This is a genomic window from Paenibacillus sp. Soil724D2, assembly GCF_001427935.1.
Taxonomy (GTDB): domain Bacteria; phylum Bacillota; class Bacilli; order Paenibacillales; family NBRC-103111; genus Paenibacillus_E.
Window position 1 is genome coordinate 652,685 of sequence record NZ_LMRY01000001.1, and the last position, 19,070, is coordinate 671,754.

A 19,070-nucleotide genomic window follows, 5' to 3' on the forward strand; every position below is an offset into this window, starting at 1 on the left:
CAGTTACCCTCTTTTCGTAATAGGAATACGGACTGTAATACGAGCACCGCCGCCCGCGCGATTTTCCACTTGGACGCCGAACTCTTCGCCATAAGAAAGCTTGATCCGTTCATCAATATTTTTCAAACCGATACCCGTACCTCTGGATTTACGTTCTCCTGCCAGGATCTGCTCTAAATAGGCTTCATCAATACCGGGTCCATTATCTTCCACGATGAGCAAAAGAGATTCGCCTTCTTCCTGGCCGATAATTTGAATCACACATGGCTCTAGCATGACTTCTACCGCATATTTAATCGCATTTTCCAAAAGCGGCTGCAGCGTCAGCTTTGGTATACTGTTACTTCTTATAGGTTCTGGAACATCGAGTCGAAAATCGAGCCGTTCTTCAAATCTGACCCTTTGAATCGTAATATAATGCTGCACAAGCTGCAGCTCTTCTTCCACGGTGATGATATCCTGCTTCAAACTAATCGACGAACGGAGCAAATAGCCGAGTGATTCAACCATTTGGGACACTTGCTTCTGTCCATTCATTTTGGAGATCCAATTGATCGATTCAAGCGTATTGTAAAGAAAATGCGGATTAATCTGCGCCTGCAAGGAACGAAATTCGGTTTCTTTGATGATCAACTGTTTCGTGTAGTTCTCTTTGATCAGCTCTTGAATACGCACTAGCATCATGCGATACGTACGCTGCAGCAAGCCTACCTCATCCATCTGCTGTGATAATGGTGCGATCGTCGGCAGTTCGGACTTCTCCAGATCGCTAATTTGCAGGCCGCGCATGTTGGTAATTAAGCCTTCTATCGGCCTTGTTACGCTTCTTGCAACCGTCATTCCAAAACCGACAAGAAGGAAAAAGCTAAGCAGGAATGCGGCAATCATCCAGTTTTTCATCAAAATAATATGATAAAAGATGGTTTGGAAGGGCAGGGTGTTGTAATATGTCCAGCCCAAATAATCAGAGTGAATATGGGAAACGAAATATTTCTCTCCGTCCTGTTCCATAATGCGAAAGCCCTTGGATGCCGACTCCGCTGGATTGCCCTCACTTAGCAAGGATTTCAAACTTGCTGCGCGAGGGTATATTAAATTCCCGTCTGATACAATGACGAGCTCGCCGTCCCTTGTTACGGCTTCTTTTGCGTATTGGTTAACAATTTTATCTAAATTCACATGCAGCACCAAGGTGCCCAGCTTGTTTAGCTCCAATTGGTCGAAGGAACGAATTTGTCTGGCAGCAATTAAGCTGTAATCCTGCGCGTCCGGGTTCACCCATCCTAGGGTGCCACTTCCCCGGTCAGCCGTCGTTTGGATAAGGTCTCTCCGCTCTGATGAGAGCGTTGTCAAATTTCCGCTGGAATAGCTGCTTCCCTTCACATCGGTTATATCTGCTGCAATGATATACGTCTCAGAATTAATATACTGCACGAGCCGATCCACAAGTTTGGCACGTGATTGGATACGATTGTAATCGGATTCATCCTCGTTCATCACGATCAAATTTTGCTGAATTTGTTCATCCGACATGATACTAAAGGTCAATCGTTCCACTTTGTTTAACTCGTTCTCAATCAAGGTAGAGGATAGATTCAGAACTTGAGATGATTTCTCATAAATTTGCTGATCATAAATCGAATAGGCAATCTGGAGCCCCACTAATGAGATACAAGAACTGACTGCCATAGTAATTGTGATGAGCAGAAAAAGCTTCGCTTTAATACGCAGATTGCGTATTTCATTAAACCACTTGCTTATGCCTGATTTCATGCAACGTCACCACTTTTCTTCGCTGAATAAGGTTCATGTTGGTGAGAATCTTCGTGATGGAAGTCTCATTTACCTTTAAAGGTAGCAAAAAAGGATGCTGGTATTAATAGCCAGGCATCCTCTTTCTTTTATGAAATTAGGCACTCTCCAACGAATTCTACCGCTTACTTCGCTTCAGAATCCGTACCCCGTAAGGCTGGAGCTGCAAGATAGGATCAATCTTCACAGGCGACGCGAAATCTGAGGCCAGCATGTCCGTATATGCTTGTTCATCCAATGTGATCGTGTGAGTTTTATTGCTAAAATTCAGGAGGAAGATGAACTCATTCACACCGTCCGTACGAATTTGAGCCGTTACCTCTGCAGGAAGCTCTGTTTGTAGAGCACCATCAATGCCCGCTTCTTGAAGGATCTGCTTATAGAAGCTGCTCTGGAAAGTTTGATCTGTACGAGCTGCGATATAGTAAGCTTTGCCTTTACCAACCGTATTGACTGTAAGCGCAGGTCGCCCTGCGTAGAAGTCATCACCATAGACGGCAAGAGTCTCTGCACCTTCTGTATGAATCAGCTCACACAGCTCACGAACCTCATATTCACCTGAGATTTGAAGCGCGTTGCCCTCCGTGAAGAGGACACGATTCACCTCATGATCATGCAGTCCATCGATTTCCTCAGACCAGATACCAAGTGTTTTGCGAAGCGGTCCCGGAAAGCCGCCTTGGAAGCAAAGGTCATTCTCATCCACAATGCCAGACCAATACGTAGTGACGAAAGTTCCCCCGTTTGCTACAAACTGTTCGATTCGTTCGGAGACGCCCGGACGTACCAAATATAACATCGGAGCGACAACAAGCTTATATTTGCTGAAATCACAGTCCATATCGATGACATCAACAGGAACGCCTTGTTCCCAAAATGCGCGGTAGTGGCTTAAAACCGTTTGTTCGTATTTGATCCCCATATTTCGAGGACCTTGCGAATCCTTAACGGCCCAGCGATTTTCCCAGTCGAAAATAAGGGCCGTTTGTGCGGGCACTCGTGTCCCAATGAGATCTGTCAGCTTCTCCAAAGCGCCGCCAAGCTCAGCTACATCTTGAAATACTCGCGTATGCTCATGACCAACGTGATCGATCACCGCGCCATGCAGCTTTTCGCTGGCTCCTCGGCTTTTGCGCCACTGGAAATATTGCACGGAGTCAGATCCATGTGCCACAGCTTGCAAAGAAGACAGAAGATGCATGCCCGGCTTCTTCAGCTTTGAAACGGGCTGCCAATTCGTTAAGCTCGGTGTACTCTCCATCAGCAGGAAAGGCTTACCGCCCTTAAGCGAGCGAAACATATCATGGTTGAGTGAGAACCATGCGGCTAGATTGCTCTGATCCGTCGCATCATGCCAAGTTGGATAAGCATCCCAAGAGATGACATCCAGTACATCAGCGAACTTCCAGTAATTAAGACCTTCGTAAGCGTCCATGAGATTCGTCGTTACGGGCAGCTCTGTATTTTCAGCCTTCAGCGGAGCGATTTCATGACGGCAGAAATCAACCGTTTGATCCGTTACGAACCGTTTCCAATCCAAATTCATCGCATGGACCAAGTTCTCGCCATGCGGAGCAGGAGATTCAATCTGAGACCAATTCGTATACGTATGGCTCCAAAATGAAGTCCACCACGCCATATTGAGAGCATCCAGCGTTACATATTTGCGCTTCAGCCACCCGCGGAAAGCTTCCTGACAATAATTACAATGGCACTCCCCTCCATATTCATTGGAGATATGCCAGCCCACTACGGCAGGATGCTGCGCATAGCGCTCTGCCAACTGCTTGTTCATGATTGTGACTTTCTCCCGATAGACCGGGGACGTATAGCAATGATTATGACGTGCACCAAATAAATTGCGCACCCGGTTAGGGCCTACCCGCAGTACTTCCGGGTATTTCTCTGCCATCCATGCAGGTCTAGCGCCACTCGGGGTAGCCAACCACGCATAAATGCCGTTGGCCGCGAATGTGTCCAACACACGGTCGAGCCAATCGAAGGTAAACACACCTTCCTCTGGCTCAAGCGCCGACCAAGCAAAAATGCCGACAGCCATCACATTACATTTAGCTAGCTTCATCATGCGAATGTCTTCTTCCAGCACATGTGGATCGTGCTGCCACTGATCAGGATTATAATCGGCACCGTGCATGAAAACGGGTAATTTCGGACTTATTGGCGGATATTTCTGTGACAAGATGATCACCTCTAGGATAAATGTATGGACTCATATTAGGTTCATTGCATCCAAGTTTAACAGTTTCACTACCACAAAAATACCCGATAAAATATCGATTACCCGTCATTTCTTGCGATTTACGTACGAATCTAAGCGATCCTTTTGGGCGCCTTCATATTTGACCCAAGCAATAACCACTCTATAGAAGGAAATAAGGCTAAATTGTTGTACAACGTACAACAATGACAGCTTAATGAGAAGAAACAAACGAAATTGTTGTACTCCGTACAACAATCACTCCTAAGAAAAAAAGGTCAGTCTAGACTACTAACCAATAACCGAAAAATTTCTGGTGTAAATCTCCACGGATTCCGACCTCCGGTTAATGACATAAACAAAAAAGAGCCTACCCGAAGGTAAGCTCCTCATAAAGTAAAACTTATTGTTCTTCGTAAATCACGACGGACTTCGTTTCTTCTTCCCATTTAACCGTAGCTTTTAGAGCTTCGCTAATGAAACGAACCGGTACAACCGTGTTGCCTTCAACGATGGACGCAGGAACTTCCAATGTTACTTCTTTACCGTCTACAGTAGCTTTCGTGCTATCGATAAAGAGCTTAACTGTAATTCCGCCACGAGTAACGGTTACCGAACGTTCTTCGGCGTTCCATGTTACTTCGGCTTTTAAAGATTCGGATATCGCGCGGAATGGTACCAATGTGCTGCCATCTTTGATGAAAGGATTAACTTCCAAAGTAGGCTCCTCACCATTTACATACAAAAACACACCTTTTTTACCTAGCTTTTCAAAAAGTTTGCCAAGTTTCTTGTAGGAATTCAAGTTCTTTATGTTTGCTTTTACAGCTTCCTTTTGAACATAGACCGCATCGGTTACACTACCCTGCTCGTCCAAAACATCGGCAACTGCAGAAAGTGCAGCATCGCGATCTTTAATCGCATCAAGTTCAGCCTTCAATTCGTCGCTAATATGTGCACCGTAGTTAGTCAAAAGTAGATCGGCAATAACAGCACCAGCTGGCTTATCCTTTACATTCTCTAGCGCATGAAGAAGACCGTGATATCCGTTTTTGCCTTGGTTATCATATGTATCGGAGGTTACAGTTACATCCTTATCTGCATTTACTTTTACATTCAATTCCACTGCTGGTTTGGACGAATCCGCTTTATCCGCATTGTTGCCATTCTCGGATTTTGCAAAGGCAGATCCTGTCATAAGGCTAGTTACAACAATACATGTAGCTGTGATCATCCAGGGCTTGTTCATTTTCATAATAACGACTCCTCGGTTGTTGGGATTTTATTAACTCCCTAACATATTCGACATCTTTCCTGTTTTTGGAGGGGTCACTTCGAAATGGTTAAAAAAATCCGCCTCCTGAAATCAGGAAGCGGATCTCTCTTCAACTTATTTTTTCGTAATCAGCGGATTAGCTTGATTCTGCATTTCAGCAACAACTTTATCGATACCTGCTTGCTTCAGCTTATCATTAAACACTTTCAGACCATGCTTATCATCATTAGGATCAACCAAACCGTAGAAGAGCGGTTTACCGTAAGTCTCCATTACGTTGCTAACAGCGGCGACCTCATTTTTCACTTTGGTATCATCAAATGTAAATGTCTCTAAAGGATGGTTGACAGTCACTGTCTTTTTCCAGTTTTCTGTGAATTTTTGCGTTTCAGCAGCTACCGTGGAATCCAAACGTTCATGTAAGGAGTTCCAGCCCCATGGATCCGTACCGGACGGAGGGAAATCCGCAGAAGCAGGAAGCGGTTTGAACTGATCGTTGCCTACAGGCTCATAGTGCTTGCCTTTAATCCCGTAGTTCGTCAGGTCATGAATTTCCGGATCATAACGGAGTAAGTCAATCGCCATTAAACCACGTTCGTAGTTTTTGGAACCTGCATGGATGGACATCCCATTATTGATGAACGGATTGGATAGACGCTTTTTATCTGCACTCAGATCATACAGCTCCACTTTCCAATCTGGGTGCGTAGTCAACATTTCGGATTTTGCACGCAACAATGTTCCTAAGTTCCACTCAACGGAAGCAAGCTTACCGTCTTTGAATGCTTGTGTTTTGTCGACTTTATTGGCAATGGCATCTCGGGACCAAGCACCTGTTTTTTGGGTATCATTCATTTTCTTAGCAAAATCTGCGAACTCAGGTGTATCAACATAGTTAAATAATTTACCTGAACCATCCGTTACTTTGTAAGCGACCGGTAGTTGAGGCACAACGAAGTTCCATTCATTCGGTTGAACCAATTCAATGGCATTAAACTCACTAACACCGATACTTGGTTTGAAGTCCTTCTCTTTTTCAGCAACCGTTTTCAAAAATGTCACATAGTCGTCATACGTTTTAAGCTCCGGCAAATTGTATTTTTGACGTAAGTCTCCTCGGATACCGACCATATGGTAACTGTACTCAAAATTATTTTGTGGAACCATATAAATTTTACCGTTGATTTTCGCTTGCTCCCAAGCTACTTTTGGCTCTTCCGCCCATGTTTTCGGGGCAAACTTTTTAATCATATCTTCTGTCAATTCCATATAGCCGTTTTTCGTAGCTTGCTGCGCATAGTAGGACCATGTAGCCGAGAAGACGAGATCGAAATCCTCGTTAGCTGCGAACATAAGCGGATATTTTTGTTGATACTCGCCCCAATCTAAGAAGCTAACATCCAGCGTCGCGTTAATCTTTTGCTTCATGATTTTATTCACTTCACCATAAACCTCATCAAAAGCTTTCGGCTTGGAACCAAGCAAAACCATTTTCAGCTTTACTTCTTTACTTGTATCAATACCATTGCTTGAAGTTGCGGAAGTGCTTGCTTGAGGTGTCGCAGACGTGCTTGGTGTCGGTGATGCATCCTTCGTTCCGCAAGCCGTCAGAACAGTACCCATCACGAAAAGTGATGCCAGACTGAGTTTAGCTAATTTCTTGGTGTATGCCATTTTTTTCTCCCCTTATAAAAGATAGATAATTTATGATAACCGGGAATGTGAATTCCCGGGGTTACCCTTTTACAGCTCCAACGGTTAAGCCTTGCACGAAATAACGCTGAACGAACGGATATAAGAAGATGATCGGTCCTGTAACAAGGATGGCGAGCGCCATTTTCAAGCTTTCACCAGGCAATTCCGTAACCTGCATACCCGTAATGGCCATAACCTTGCGAATACCTTCGAGATTGCCCAGCATTTTATAAAGTAAATATTGCAGGGTATACAGTTTCTCATTCTGTACAAACAGCAGAGAGTTAAACCAATCGTTCCAATAATTCAGTGCGGTGAACAGTCCAATTGTGGCCAGTCCCGGCTTCGCCAGAGGTAGAATTAAACGGATAAAAATCGTGAAATCCCCTGCTCCGTCAATCTTCGCAGATTCCGTAATAGCGTCTGGTATGCTCCGTAAAAACGTTCGTAAGATGATAATATAGAACACGTTTAAGAGCGGAGGCAAGAGCAGCGACCAGAAGGTATTCTTCATGTGTAAATAGTTAACCATTAGGATGTACCAAGGTACAAGTCCGCCATTAAAAAGGGTGGTGAAGTAGAAAAAGAAGGAAAATCCTCCTCGCCACTCAAAATCCTGACGTTGAAGGACATAGGCAGCCATCGCTGATATGAACAGTCCCACAATCGTCCCCGTTACGGTTAAAGCAATCGTCAACAGATAAGAGCTGACAAATTGCTGAGGAAGTTTGAGCGCAAAAGCATAGGCGTCCCAAGAAAATTCCTTAGGCCATAATCGAAAGCCATCACTCGTAATCGAGGATTCGCTCGTTAACGAGCCGCTAATAATAAGTATAAATGGAATTAAACAAGCCAAGCTGATCAAACTGATAAACACATAGCCAATGATATCCAGCATCCGCTGATCGATTTGACTCTTTTTAACACTCGTCGTACTCATAGGTTCACCCCGCAAATTACATTCTGTTTAAAATAAGGCATTCTCTTTATCCGATTTACGCACAAGGAAATTCGTTACCATAATGGTCGCAAAACAGAGGATGGATTGATAGAATCCAATCGCGGATGACATCCCGATTTCATTGTTGACCAGGAGTGAACGATACACATACGTGTCAATGACATCCGTCGTTTGATACAGCAGACCATTGTTGCCCACGAGTTGGTAGAATAGTCCGAAATCACCGCGGAAAATACCGCCAATCGCTAGTAAAACAAGGATTGTTATCGTTGGACGTAGGGACGGAAGTGTAATATATCGAATTCTTTGAAACACATTGGCACCGTCAATTTCAGCAGCTTCATACGTTTCTCGATCAATACTCAGAATGGATGCCATGTAAAACACAGCGCCGTAACCAACCGCTTTCCACGCTGAGAAAAAGATGAGAATATACTTCCAATATTCCGGAGTCGTATAAATATCAAGCTCAGGAATATGTAGGGAGCGAAGCAGTGTATTGACAGTTCCGTGCTCATAATTAAAAAGATTGTACGCTACAGCACCTACGACTACCCAGGATAAGAAATACGGTAGAAACATAAGGGTTTGCGCCGTTTTGCGAAACAGCTTTGAGCCGATTTCGGCCATCAAGATCGCGACCACAATTTGCAGCCCATTATTAATAAGGATGAAAGCGGCATTGTAAAGCATCGTGTTCCTTGTAACTCTAAACGCATCACCCGTCATGAAGAAGAATTTGAAGTTATCAAATCCCACCCATGGTGAGTTCATAATGCCCAAATCATAACGGTACTGCTTGAACGCAAGCACGATACCGGCCATGGGCACATAGCTGAAAAGCAAGAAGTAAAGGACTGCCGGAGCAATCATGAACAGCAGTGTTTTCTTAGACTTGAGTCGATACAGGAGTCCTGTTCTCATCTTTATTCGTTCCCCCATCCGGTTCTAGTTGTCTCTCCTGTTACTAAATTAACAGGTTCCATGCAGCGCAGTAACCCGACAAAATATCGATTCCCTGTAACTTTTGCAGATAGCACCTAAGTTAGTGGCTTTGCTATCTAATATGCGCTAATCTTAAGCTACACTAGGATAAACGATTCCGCCGTCCTTCAGAACGAGCGCGTTTATGCTTACATCATAAGTTTCTTCGAAAATTCTTGGGGGCGATTTTAACTATGAAACTTCTTTTCGCAGAGGATGAAAAATTCACGAGAGAAGGTATTCGTAAATCAATTGCATGGGGAGAACTCGGGATTACTGAGCTTGTCGAAGCGGTCGATGGTCTAGAAGCGGTTGCTATCGCTGAGCAATTTCAGCCCGATATTGTGCTGACAGATATTCGCATGCCGCGCATGGATGGCATTGAGCTTGCCACACACCTTCGCCGGAAGTATCCGCTGTGCAAGATAGTTTTTATGAGCGGTTACGCGGACAAAGACTATTTGAAAGCAGCGATTTCATTGAAAGCGGTTAGCTATGTAGAGAAGCCGATTGATATCGAGGAACTGGAAGAAGCGTTGCGAAGCGCAATAGCCATTTGTTTGGAAGAGCAGCGGCATTTGGCGAACGACGCGGTAGCCAGAGATAATAAGAGCTATATCAAGCAAGAAGCAGCGCTTCAGCTCATTCGCGGGGGATTTGACGAGGAATTACTAGGTAATCGGCTGTTGGCCGTTGGTTTCGAGGCGTCGCTTCACGCCCCAGCGGTTACGATCTTGTCCAAGCTAATTACGCCTCAACCAACCAAAGAAATCATCAATTCCATCATTGAATCAGCCTTGACCGGCTTCGAAAACCCGTATTTGTATGCACTGAAAGATGACAATCACGTCATCCTTCATTTATTTTCGAGCGGCAAAGAGCCTATAGAAAACAGCGGATTGCATCACGTTAGTTACGAGCTCTCTTCTGCTTTAAAAAAGGAATTTCATTCCTTCTCCATTGCCGCGGGGAAAATAGTACCAACGGTTAAACGGCTGCAGGAGTCGTATACAAGTGCTGTCATTCGTCTTCAGGAGTCATTTTTTCATAAACCGTGCTCTGTCATTCTGCATGATAGCCATGGCAGCGAAGTGCATTCCGAACATTATCAAGTTCCGGCTGAGTTATTCAACAGGTTCCAAGAATCACTTGTAGAGGAAAATTTTGAGGAAATCTCCCGTTTGTTGAACACGGTCACCGCAGACATTCACCAGCATCCTGGAACGCTAATTGTCAGCGTCAAAGAGCTCTATTATCGTTTTGCTTTGGAAATGGACAAATTTGCTCGCAGCCGAAATATCATCCTGTTCGATGTCTCGGAAGAAAATAATGTGCCGTGGAAGCTTATTCTGGAATGTCATTTCCTAGATGATATTCATCGAGTCATCACCCAGAAGCTGGATGAGCTGAAGCAATCCTTCAGGGAACGCGGGAACGGAACCATGTCATCTGCCAGCTCGCGGATCATTCGTTACATTCATCTGCATTTTGCAGAGGATAACTTGTCTGTCCAAGATGTGAGTGATCATATGCAAATGACTGCCTCGCATCTCATCTCGATTTTCAAAGAAGCGACTGGCAAAACGATCAAGCAATACGTCACAGAATACCGAATGGAAAAGGCGAAGGATTTGCTCCGAAATAATCGATTGAAAGTGCTTGACGTCGCCTCACAAGTGGGTTTTAAAGATGGGGAGCATTTCGCCAAAATATTCCGAAAATCTACGGGGATGACACCTTCCGAGTACCGGGAGCGATGCCAGCTATGATGTTCACTTTGATTCAAACGATACGAAAATGGCTGTACAACGCGAAATTAAGGCATAAAATCATGGTTACTTATTTGCTGCTGATCATGATTCCACTTGGCTTCTATCAATTCATTGCATCGGATAAAATGTCAGCCATCATCATTAATCATGTGACGTATTCGGCCAAGCAAGGCTTCGACCAGACCTATTCGTTCCTCAGCTACCGCGTACAGCGAATAGCGGAAACGACGAATATTCTGGTTTCGAATACAACCATTTCTGACATTTTAATGGATACGAGTATCACGCAAAATATTAATCGTGAGCTGCAGGATTACAGCAATCTCAAGCAGCTCCTCCGATCTATGCAGGACAGTCTTGATATTTCTCGGGTCATTCTGTATGTGCCGAAGGCGTTTATTTTTTCCAACGAATCGGAGAATTTCCTCCCTCTCGAACAGACCGCTGACAGTCCTTGCTTCGACCGGTTAAACGAACTGCATGCCAAATATTTATGGTGCTCGCCGCCGGAATTAGGTACTCATGCTACCCATGATAACTCCTCCCTCTATGTGGTTAGGAGCATTCTGGATCCCAATAATTATTCGGTACCCATCGGCCAGCTGCGGGTGGATGTACAGGCGGAGACACTGCGCTCCATGCTAAAAAAAGCCAACGTGGTGAAGAAAAGCGCCACCTTCTTAGTCGACCAGAACCATCAGATCGTGCTTGCATCTGAACCTCTCACTCTTACCGACTTTACCCTGCCGGATATGGCCAGCGACGCAGTTACGATGAATTGGCAAAGCAACAATAACTACTATTTGTACCGACAGCTTCCATCGAATTGGGGTATGGTGACAGTCATTCCGCTGGATGAAGTCGTTCAGCAGAGCCATGAGCTTCGCAATGACTTGCTAGTTATTTTGCTTATTGTCAGCAGTCTTGCCTACCTGTTAGCCTATCTGCTCTCCTTCTCGGTCACACGGCGCATTTCACAATTGACAAGCCGTTTGCGTGATGTACAGAAAGGCAATCTAATCGCACTTGCTCAAACGCAAGGAAAAGATGAAATTGGAGAGCTGATTCAGACCTATAACTACATGATTGAACAAATTAGTTCGATGAATAAAGAGCATTACCGATTAGGACAAGAAGTGAAAAACGCGGAGTTGAAAGCACTCCAGTCGCAAATTAATCCTCACTTCCTGTATAATACGCTCGACCTCATTAACTGGATGGCTGACAGCGGTCTTAACACGGACATCAAAAAGGTCGTTAAAGCGTTAGCCCGCTTCTACAAAGTCAGCTTAAGCAGCGGGAAAGATATTATTTCGCTCCGCGAAGAATTAAAGCATGTTTCTTTTTACGTACAGATTCAAAATATCCGATTTGAAAATAAGATTGATTTTCAGATCCATGTGCCGGAGGAGTTGTTAGATAACGCGATTCCGAAGATTACTCTTCAGCCCATCGTAGAAAATGCGATTCTGCACGGTATTCTTGGACGTACTCACCGTGAAGGTACGATTACGATTAGTGGCACGAGGGTGAATGACAACATTCACCTGATCATCAAGGACGACGGTGTCGGCATGCGTGCCACCCAGGTTGAAGACATTATGACGGGTACGAGCCGCAGCAAAATCAGCGGCAGCGGATACGGCGTCAAAAACGTCATCGAGCGCATTCGCCATTATTTCGGCGAGCCAGCGAATTTGACGTATCGCAGCGTACCCAGCGAGGGGACGGAAGTGGAGATTACGATTCCGGTAACAACGGGATCAGAGATCCCATGATAGAAGAAGAGCCATGGAAGCTGCTGCTTTCCATGGCTCTTCTTCTATCTATTTCAAATAAAACACTTCACGCATCGGTTGGATTGGCACCGCTTCGCGGAAGTCGAAGGATCCGACGACCATCTTCGAAGTAATTGCATTCCATCGATTACAAGCTTCGCTTTCTGCTAAATAAGCGAAAGCAGCCTCTACATCATCGCACAAGAAGCAATAAAAAAATTGTGCGCCATTTTGAAAGATCGAGTAATCCCTAATCCCGGCTTTCGTGTGTTCTTCCATAATTTCCGGCCATGGAGCCAGATGCATAGTCACGTATTCCTCTAAATCTTCTTCACGTATAGTCCATGTCCAAGCGAATTTCCCACTACTCGTCATACGGTCACCCTTTCCCATTAACATTCAATCAATTGTACTTTACCGCGACAGCATCCTCCCGTCAATAAATTCATCGTCCAAGCTTTTATGCAGAAAAAGACGACAACCAATTAGGGCTGCCGTCTCTTTTTGCACCGTGTTTATTATTCAATTTTACGTGATGCGCCAATAAACCAAACGAGAAAAGCGTAGCACAGGAGTGCAATAAAGCCATAGCCGCCGAACACGTCATACTTTGAAGCGAAGTAGCCGAAACCAAGACCTGCGAGAGTGTGCACGAGATTCTCGCCTAACGACTGGAAAGAATCGATTGTTGCCCGCATTGAGGAATTGATCCGGTGATGCAAGTAACCGCTGGCGATCGGCTCCATCACGCCAGAGAACAAACAAATGAAGAGCATCGCTGTGAGGCCTATGATATCCTTACTAATGGCAACATAGGTGAAGCCGACGGCGAATACAACCATAATTATGAAAATCAGCGCTCTATAGCTGAAGCAACGTAACAGTACGTGTGCAATCAAATTGCCAGGGAGCTGCAGCAGCATGATCGCGGCGGATAACACGCCGAAGTATACAACCGGCATTCCCAATCTGCTCACGTATAACTGCCAGAATTCTTCGATGTAGCCCATGGCAGCACCTGTCACCATGGCAGAAAGCATCACAAGAGTGACACTTGGATTCGTTCGAAAAAAACGCAGAGACACAGCGACATATGTCTTAAAAGGAATAACTTCCTCGACAGAAGTGCTGTCTTCTGCAACAGGCTCAATCAATAGCAATGAGAGGACTAGAGCGATTATAGTACTCCCGAGTGATATCCAATAGTTCAGCTCAAAGCCGTATTTACTTGCGAGGAAGCTTCCGCACAAGGCGGCGAGTATCGCGGATACGAAGTCGCAGGCATTCAATCTGCCAAGTTGCTTTTCGAACGAAAAGGCCTTCCCCTGCAGCTTTAATGAATCATATAGCAAGGCATTTTCTGAGCCGCTGCTAGCTGATCTACTCACGCCCGCCAAGAAAACGACCAGAGCAAAGTGCCAGAATTTCGTCGCAAATAGCAAAATCAAAAACTCACTGCACGCCAAGAGGGCGCTTAGTACTAGCATCCTTTTTCGGCCCCATTTGTCGGCCATAATGCCAGTCGGAATCTCCAGAAGGACGATTGTCAGGGCGTATATAATTTCGGTATACACGACCATCTGAATGGTCATACCCCGCTCTTCCCAGAAAAGCCTCTCTATGACGTAGGCTGGGATAAGGCTGGAAAAGAAGCGGAGCACAAATAGTTTGGGAAGATTGGCTGTATAGTCCATGAAGGAGCTCCTCTCCTAAATCTGATTGGCTAATTAGACTCAATCAAATCAGGAGGCGCTCGCGGTGGACTAGCGCTTACGTCTTAGCAGGGAGGTCGTGCGAAAGCTATCATAATGGGGTCTCTTCTTTCATTCAGATTGTGGTTATCATCATCATAAGTTGCGAAGCATGGCGAGTCAATGTGATTATTTGAGCTTCTTTTCAATGCCTTTTAACGGGTTATCATCCGTAGGATGACCGTGTAGATACCAGGCAAGTATGCCCATTGAAATAACCGCTCCGGCTAATCCAAGTCCCATGTCTTTTTGAGTATCAAAAACATCACCTTGCAGCCCGACATATTCCTCCCCATGTTGCCCGGCTACAAAAGCAGCCACCATCTCTATAATTTCGAAGCAGGCGCTGCAACTGAAAACGACTGCCGCGGGAATGACATATGACCAAAAACCACGCTGTCCGGCGGCCCGGGTAAGCAATTCACGGAACGGATATGCCCAGAGCAACCCGAATGTGAAATGAACGACCCGATCGTAGTAGCTTCTGTGGGAATGAAACGAAGCCTTCAGCCACTTATCAAACGGTGTTCCTTGATAAGTATAATGGGCCCCATAAGTATGTAAGCAAAGAAAAATAAACATGAGTAAATAAGAAGCATTAGAGAACCGAAAAACTTTATAAGTGAAAGCGAGAACAAGCACCACGAGAACGGGAAGTATGCTCTCCATCAACCATTGTATCCGGTCAGTGGGTGCGATGGCCGTGAATCCCCAATACACAGCAAATACGAAGATCATCAAGTGCAAAGGCCAATTGCGGGAAAACGGTATGTTCAGGTTCGTCAACATGTTCGTCCGTTCCTTACAGATGGGATGCCAGTCATGTAAAAGTCAACCTTTCTTCCGCCTTGTTTTTTTCTGGATATAACAAAATCCCGTTAGCCATTTCGGCCAATGGGAGATTTATCAATGACATTAGTCTTCTGGTGTACGATCCAAGTATAAACGAGTCACTGAAGTAACATCGCCCTTTTCAATATCTTCTTCCGTTGCTTTTTTTTCAAGTGGATCATGCGTGTTCATACCCGGTGCAATTGTCGGCTCGTTATGATTGGATTGGGACTTGTCTTTCAAATTGATCACCTCCATCAACCATAGTTTGGATAAATATGCTGATTCTATACTTGGACTATAAATTCTTTATAGAATTACTTAACCTTTCATACGCGGAACGTCGATGCATTATTTTGGGAAATCTGCACTTCATTATCATTACCTTCAACTGTTTTCTACGGCCTCGTTTATAAAGCAATCTCTGCCGTTTCACGGACGAGCGCGTCAAATAGGCTAATTGCCTTGGACAAATTAGAACACTCAGCCGATAAACAGGCGAAACCTTCCCGAACACGTAGCTCAAAATCAGTTGGAGCCAATTGAAAACGGCTGCACTGAGCTACCGCTCCTTTTTCGTTCAGAAGATAAACCCCATTGCATGCAAACAATACTTGAGCCAAACAACTTACCGTCCGAAAGAGATGACCTGCTGCATAAGAAACATCCTTGCGGCTCATTGCTTTTTTGGCATTCGATACGGAAAATTCAGCTTCCCACATAAACTTCGAGATTGTTGCTTTCCGAAGGGTAGCCGGATATGGATCTGTCAACATTTTCATCTCAGCTACTAGGCCATGAGGATCCCAGAGAGGTCGGCAATATGCTGCTTCTCCCATGTAAATGGATGTGCAAAATCCATGAGGATGCCCTGGCTGATAATGGATGTCGATCCGCCCTTGGCGGCAATCGTTGATCACGCCAGTTACAATCTCCGTATCGCGGTAGAGGAAGTCCAATGAAAAACCTCCTACTTTTAACCAGCCGCCGCCGTTAATCCATGGTCCCCATCCGCCTAGTGGCGTAATTCGCCCACTGCGACGTTCATCGTCTATTGCCGATGCTAATCTATCAAGAGCATCCGTGTCGATCGGGTATCCAGATCGGTAGTAGAGTCCAATGTCAATGTCGGATTCAGGTGTTTCTGTACCACGAGCCCGAGATCCGCCCAGCACGACTGCCCTGATTCCCTCGACATTACGTAATTGCTCAACAACCGAATCAATTACATCGTTTGCATCCATGTTCCATAGCCTCCGTTCCATATGAAAGCCAGCCCCAGCATGATGAAGGGGCAGCTCTAAACACATGTGTATTAAAACTGTAGGACAAGTATGGTTTGTGGTTCAAGAACTATTTTTTCTTTCCATATCAGATTTCCCTCTGCCTGTTCAAAAGAGACGCTTTTCCCGCCAATCGTTACGTTCTTCACTTCTCGCCCAACCAACCGTCCACTTCCAAAGCTGGACAGCTTTAGTTCACCCATCATTACCTCTAACTCCAGCTGTCCATCGTTACTGCGAAACTCGCCCCAACCATCGTTCAAGCTCCAGAAACAACGAAAATCATCTGCTTGCCATCTTGGGTTAAAGCCGATATGTCCGCCTACCATATCATATTCGAAACCGCTTAGAGCAAGAAGCAGGCCATAGGACGCCATGGAACGAGCATAATTGCTGCCGCATTCGAACTCGTTCCATGGGTTGCGTCGCTCTCCATCGTATCGGTCCCGGATAGACTTAACGGCATTCAATCCTTCCATCACGAGCCCTTCATAAATCATATGGCAAGCAGCTTGATATTCGAACCCATTCATGCATTCGTCCGCATAAGGAACTGGCACGATCGGGCTGTTCTCATCAGGCCAAGTACAGATCATCAGACCAGACTCGTCATTCAAACCATAGATGCGGCAGGCGTTAGGAAAATCGCGCAAATTCTCAATATAATTATTGTCATAAATTGATTGGACCGCTCGTTTCACCTTCACAGGATCAAGGACATAACCGAGACCGACAAGATGAGCAAACCATTGCCCGAGTACTTGATCTATGCCGCAGCCTTCACCAATCTGATATTTATGTTCCCCTGCCTCATCATTCCAGTACACTTCTTCTGCTTCATATTTTTCTAGGACTGATCGGTCTTTGAGATCGACCAACTGATGGAAGTACCGGCCATTGAACAGATGCTCGTTCGTCCAAGCGGACCCTTTTGCGCAAAGCGCGTCGTACTCTGCCGCAATCTCCTGTTCACCGAGAGCTTCCGCCATCTCTGCTGCCGCCTTCAATGCAGTCAAGTACATACTCGTCAGCCAAGAATTAGGGCCGAACAATTCCATGTCCAGCGTATGATGCTGGCGCCCTTCCATGACACCGTCCTTGTCAGCATCCCATTGGTCTTCGTTTGTAGGATCCCAGGCATATTCGAGAGCTTTGCGAACATTTGGCCATATCGAGCGCAGCCATTCCGTATCGCCCGAAATTTTCCATTCCCTGTAGGACTTAATCACGCCTCCCATCTGACCGTCGGCAGCAGCCCTGAACGTGTTATCAAGTGTCGTTCGCTCAGCCGGCAGCATGAGGCGGAACGCCATTTTCCCATTCTCAAACTGGGCGTATTTGTACTCGATGTTGCGCATTGAACGGGCAAGAGAAGGGAACAAGAAAGCTGTCGCCTGCTCGTAATTCCATACATGCGTGCAGGAACCTTCACACGAGCCTTCGTTCGTATGAACGCCCTCGAAACCGTATAGTGTCCCGTCGGTCAAGCGCAGCACTGTAGGGGATTTTAGGATCGAAATGTTGCTGCTAATTGCGTCAATCACAGTGTCAGGAAGTGTAGAACGGAACAGTGTCTCTTGGAACAACCGCGTCTCCTTGTTCAATCGTTCATAGTGTTCCATGATGTAATTTGCCGTATCGGTGGAGTCACGGAACACCGTCGAGTAGTAGTTTTTCCAAGAAGGTAGTCGGCCGCTATCTTCCCCACTGCCTGGATTCCAGAAGTTGACGCAATTCGGAAAGTTCCAGGCAAGCACGAAGCGGAATTTAGCCTTCCCACCAGCCGCTACAGTGCGATGCCCGCTCAGCAGGCCAACATCCTGATGCTTTTCATGCAGCCTTTTCGCATCCAGCTCACGCGGTCCTTCGTAATTTCGCTCCTGAAAGCGGCCTGGCCGACGGAAATCCTTCCAGAATACGGTCAAGTTATCGAACCATCCACCACGATACCAATACGATTGGTAGCTGACGTCATTACTGTCCGTCATCAATGTCAAATCTCCGAATTCCGCTTCGTCCGCTTCATACTGTGTGGAAGACATACGGATGGCACGTCGTCCACCGTATTCCACAGCTTCATTTACGGCTCCCTGACGAAACGGATTTGTCACATTGCCGACCACACTGATCTCCAGCTCATCCGCTGACCGATTAGTCACCTCATATTCGAAAATGGCACAAGGTATAGATGAATCCCGATCATTCAGAGGAATGAATGGATTAAAAGCTGTCAGTTTGACCGTGATCGGGTCATCAGCATCGTCGAAGTTCATCTCTGCGAACGGGAATTGTCCACGGAACGATGTATTCGAAAAGTGCGGAAATCCGGCCATGTTTTCCCGTCTGGGTCCATACCCATAACCCTCGTATTTGCCTTTCCCTTCTCCTGTGTATGGTGCCTGCATATCCCCATTGAGTACTTTGGTCAGTTTGACCTCACCCTTGCATTCCGCTTTTACGGCAAAGAAAGAGAATCCGTTAAAGCTCAGCTTATTGGGCCGGTTGAAAATCTCCCAATCAATCAACCGTCCGTTGCCAGCGAGACCGATACTTCCCGTTCCAATCCCGCCAAGCGGAAAAGAGATTTGGCTCGTCTTGGCTCCTGTATACATAAAATCTTTGTCCATACGAAACTTTTCGTTTACTAACTTGTTGCTCATTTCTTGACCTCCTTAAGTTCCTAACTGATTTCATGAATCCTAACAGGCA

14 protein-coding genes are annotated in these 19,070 nt (G+C 45.6%); 2 read left to right on the top strand and 12 right to left on the bottom strand.

From position 1 onward, the window contains the following. Positions 1-3: 3 nt before the first annotated feature. The 6 genes from ASG85_RS03070 to ASG85_RS03095 all read right to left on the bottom strand — a co-directional run bounded on the left by ASG85_RS03070 (position 4) and on the right by ASG85_RS03095 (position 8,886). A complete protein-coding gene (locus tag ASG85_RS03070) occupies positions 4-1,773 on the bottom strand; it encodes a sensor histidine kinase (protein ID WP_060645327.1) in 1,770 nt (589 codons plus the stop codon). A 157-nt stretch (positions 1,774-1,930) separates the two neighbouring features. Beyond that, positions 1,931-3,967, bottom strand: a complete 2,037-nt coding sequence (locus ASG85_RS03075; RefSeq protein ID WP_082587959.1) for a beta-galactosidase — start codon at positions 3,965-3,967, stop codon at positions 1,931-1,933. Positions 3,968-4,433: 466 nt separating this feature from the next. Beyond that, positions 4,434-5,285 (bottom strand): copper amine oxidase N-terminal domain-containing protein, encoded by an 852-nt coding sequence (locus ASG85_RS03080; protein WP_060645329.1) that lies wholly within the window; start codon positions 5,283-5,285, stop codon positions 4,434-4,436. A 135-nt stretch (positions 5,286-5,420) separates the two neighbouring features. Next, positions 5,421-6,980, bottom strand: a complete 1,560-nt coding sequence (locus ASG85_RS03085) for an ABC transporter substrate-binding protein (RefSeq protein WP_057303187.1) — start codon at positions 6,978-6,980, stop codon at positions 5,421-5,423. A gap of 61 nt (positions 6,981-7,041) precedes the next feature. After that, the gene (locus tag ASG85_RS03090; protein ID WP_060645330.1) at positions 7,042-7,941 is read right to left on the bottom strand and encodes a carbohydrate ABC transporter permease; all 900 of its coding nucleotides are present in this window, start codon (positions 7,939-7,941) and stop codon (positions 7,042-7,044) included. A 27-nt stretch (positions 7,942-7,968) separates the two neighbouring features. After that, a complete protein-coding gene (locus ASG85_RS03095) occupies positions 7,969-8,886 on the bottom strand; it encodes an ABC transporter permease (RefSeq protein WP_057303189.1) in 918 nt (305 codons plus the stop codon). A gap of 254 nt (positions 8,887-9,140) precedes the next feature. Between ASG85_RS03095 and ASG85_RS03100 the strand changes: the two genes are divergently transcribed. Both ASG85_RS03100 and ASG85_RS03105 read left to right on the top strand, forming a co-directional pair. Next, a complete protein-coding gene (locus tag ASG85_RS03100) occupies positions 9,141-10,715 on the top strand; it encodes a response regulator (protein ID WP_060645331.1) in 1,575 nt (524 codons plus the stop codon). Next, positions 10,712-12,496, top strand: coding sequence for a sensor histidine kinase (locus ASG85_RS03105; protein WP_060645332.1), 1,785 nt, complete (start codon positions 10,712-10,714; stop codon positions 12,494-12,496). Before ASG85_RS03100 ends, ASG85_RS03105 begins: the two co-directional genes overlap by 4 nt. A 48-nt stretch (positions 12,497-12,544) precedes the next feature. On the opposite strand, the gene ASG85_RS03110 is transcribed toward ASG85_RS03105, so the two are convergent. The 6 genes from ASG85_RS03110 to ASG85_RS03130 form a co-directional block, all read right to left on the bottom strand. Continuing rightward, positions 12,545-12,871, bottom strand: coding sequence for an L-rhamnose mutarotase (locus tag ASG85_RS03110; RefSeq protein ID WP_057303243.1), 327 nt, complete (start codon positions 12,869-12,871; stop codon positions 12,545-12,547). Between the two features lie 143 nt (positions 12,872-13,014). Then, the gene (locus ASG85_RS03115; RefSeq protein WP_060645333.1) at positions 13,015-14,190 is read right to left on the bottom strand and encodes an MFS transporter; all 1,176 of its coding nucleotides are present in this window, start codon (positions 14,188-14,190) and stop codon (positions 13,015-13,017) included. A 186-nt stretch (positions 14,191-14,376) separates the two neighbouring features. After that, positions 14,377-15,036 carry a DUF2238 domain-containing protein gene (locus ASG85_RS03120; RefSeq protein ID WP_063860122.1) on the bottom strand — a complete coding sequence of 220 codons (660 nt, stop codon included), beginning with the start codon at positions 15,034-15,036 and terminating at the stop codon, positions 14,377-14,379. Positions 15,037-15,162: 126 nt separating this feature from the next. Next, entirely contained in the window at positions 15,163-15,321 is a 159-nt protein-coding gene (locus ASG85_RS38585; RefSeq protein ID WP_162257231.1) for a hypothetical protein, read from the bottom strand. Between the two features lie 167 nt (positions 15,322-15,488). After that, positions 15,489-16,322, bottom strand: a complete 834-nt coding sequence (locus ASG85_RS03125) for a nucleotidyltransferase domain-containing protein (protein ID WP_060645334.1) — start codon at positions 16,320-16,322, stop codon at positions 15,489-15,491. A gap of 71 nt (positions 16,323-16,393) precedes the next feature. Further along, positions 16,394-19,021: a GH116 family glycosyl-hydrolase gene (locus ASG85_RS03130; RefSeq protein ID WP_156396390.1), complete on the bottom strand. Its 2,628-nt coding sequence runs from the start codon at positions 19,019-19,021 to the stop codon at positions 16,394-16,396. Between the last annotated feature and the right edge of the window lie 49 nt (positions 19,022-19,070).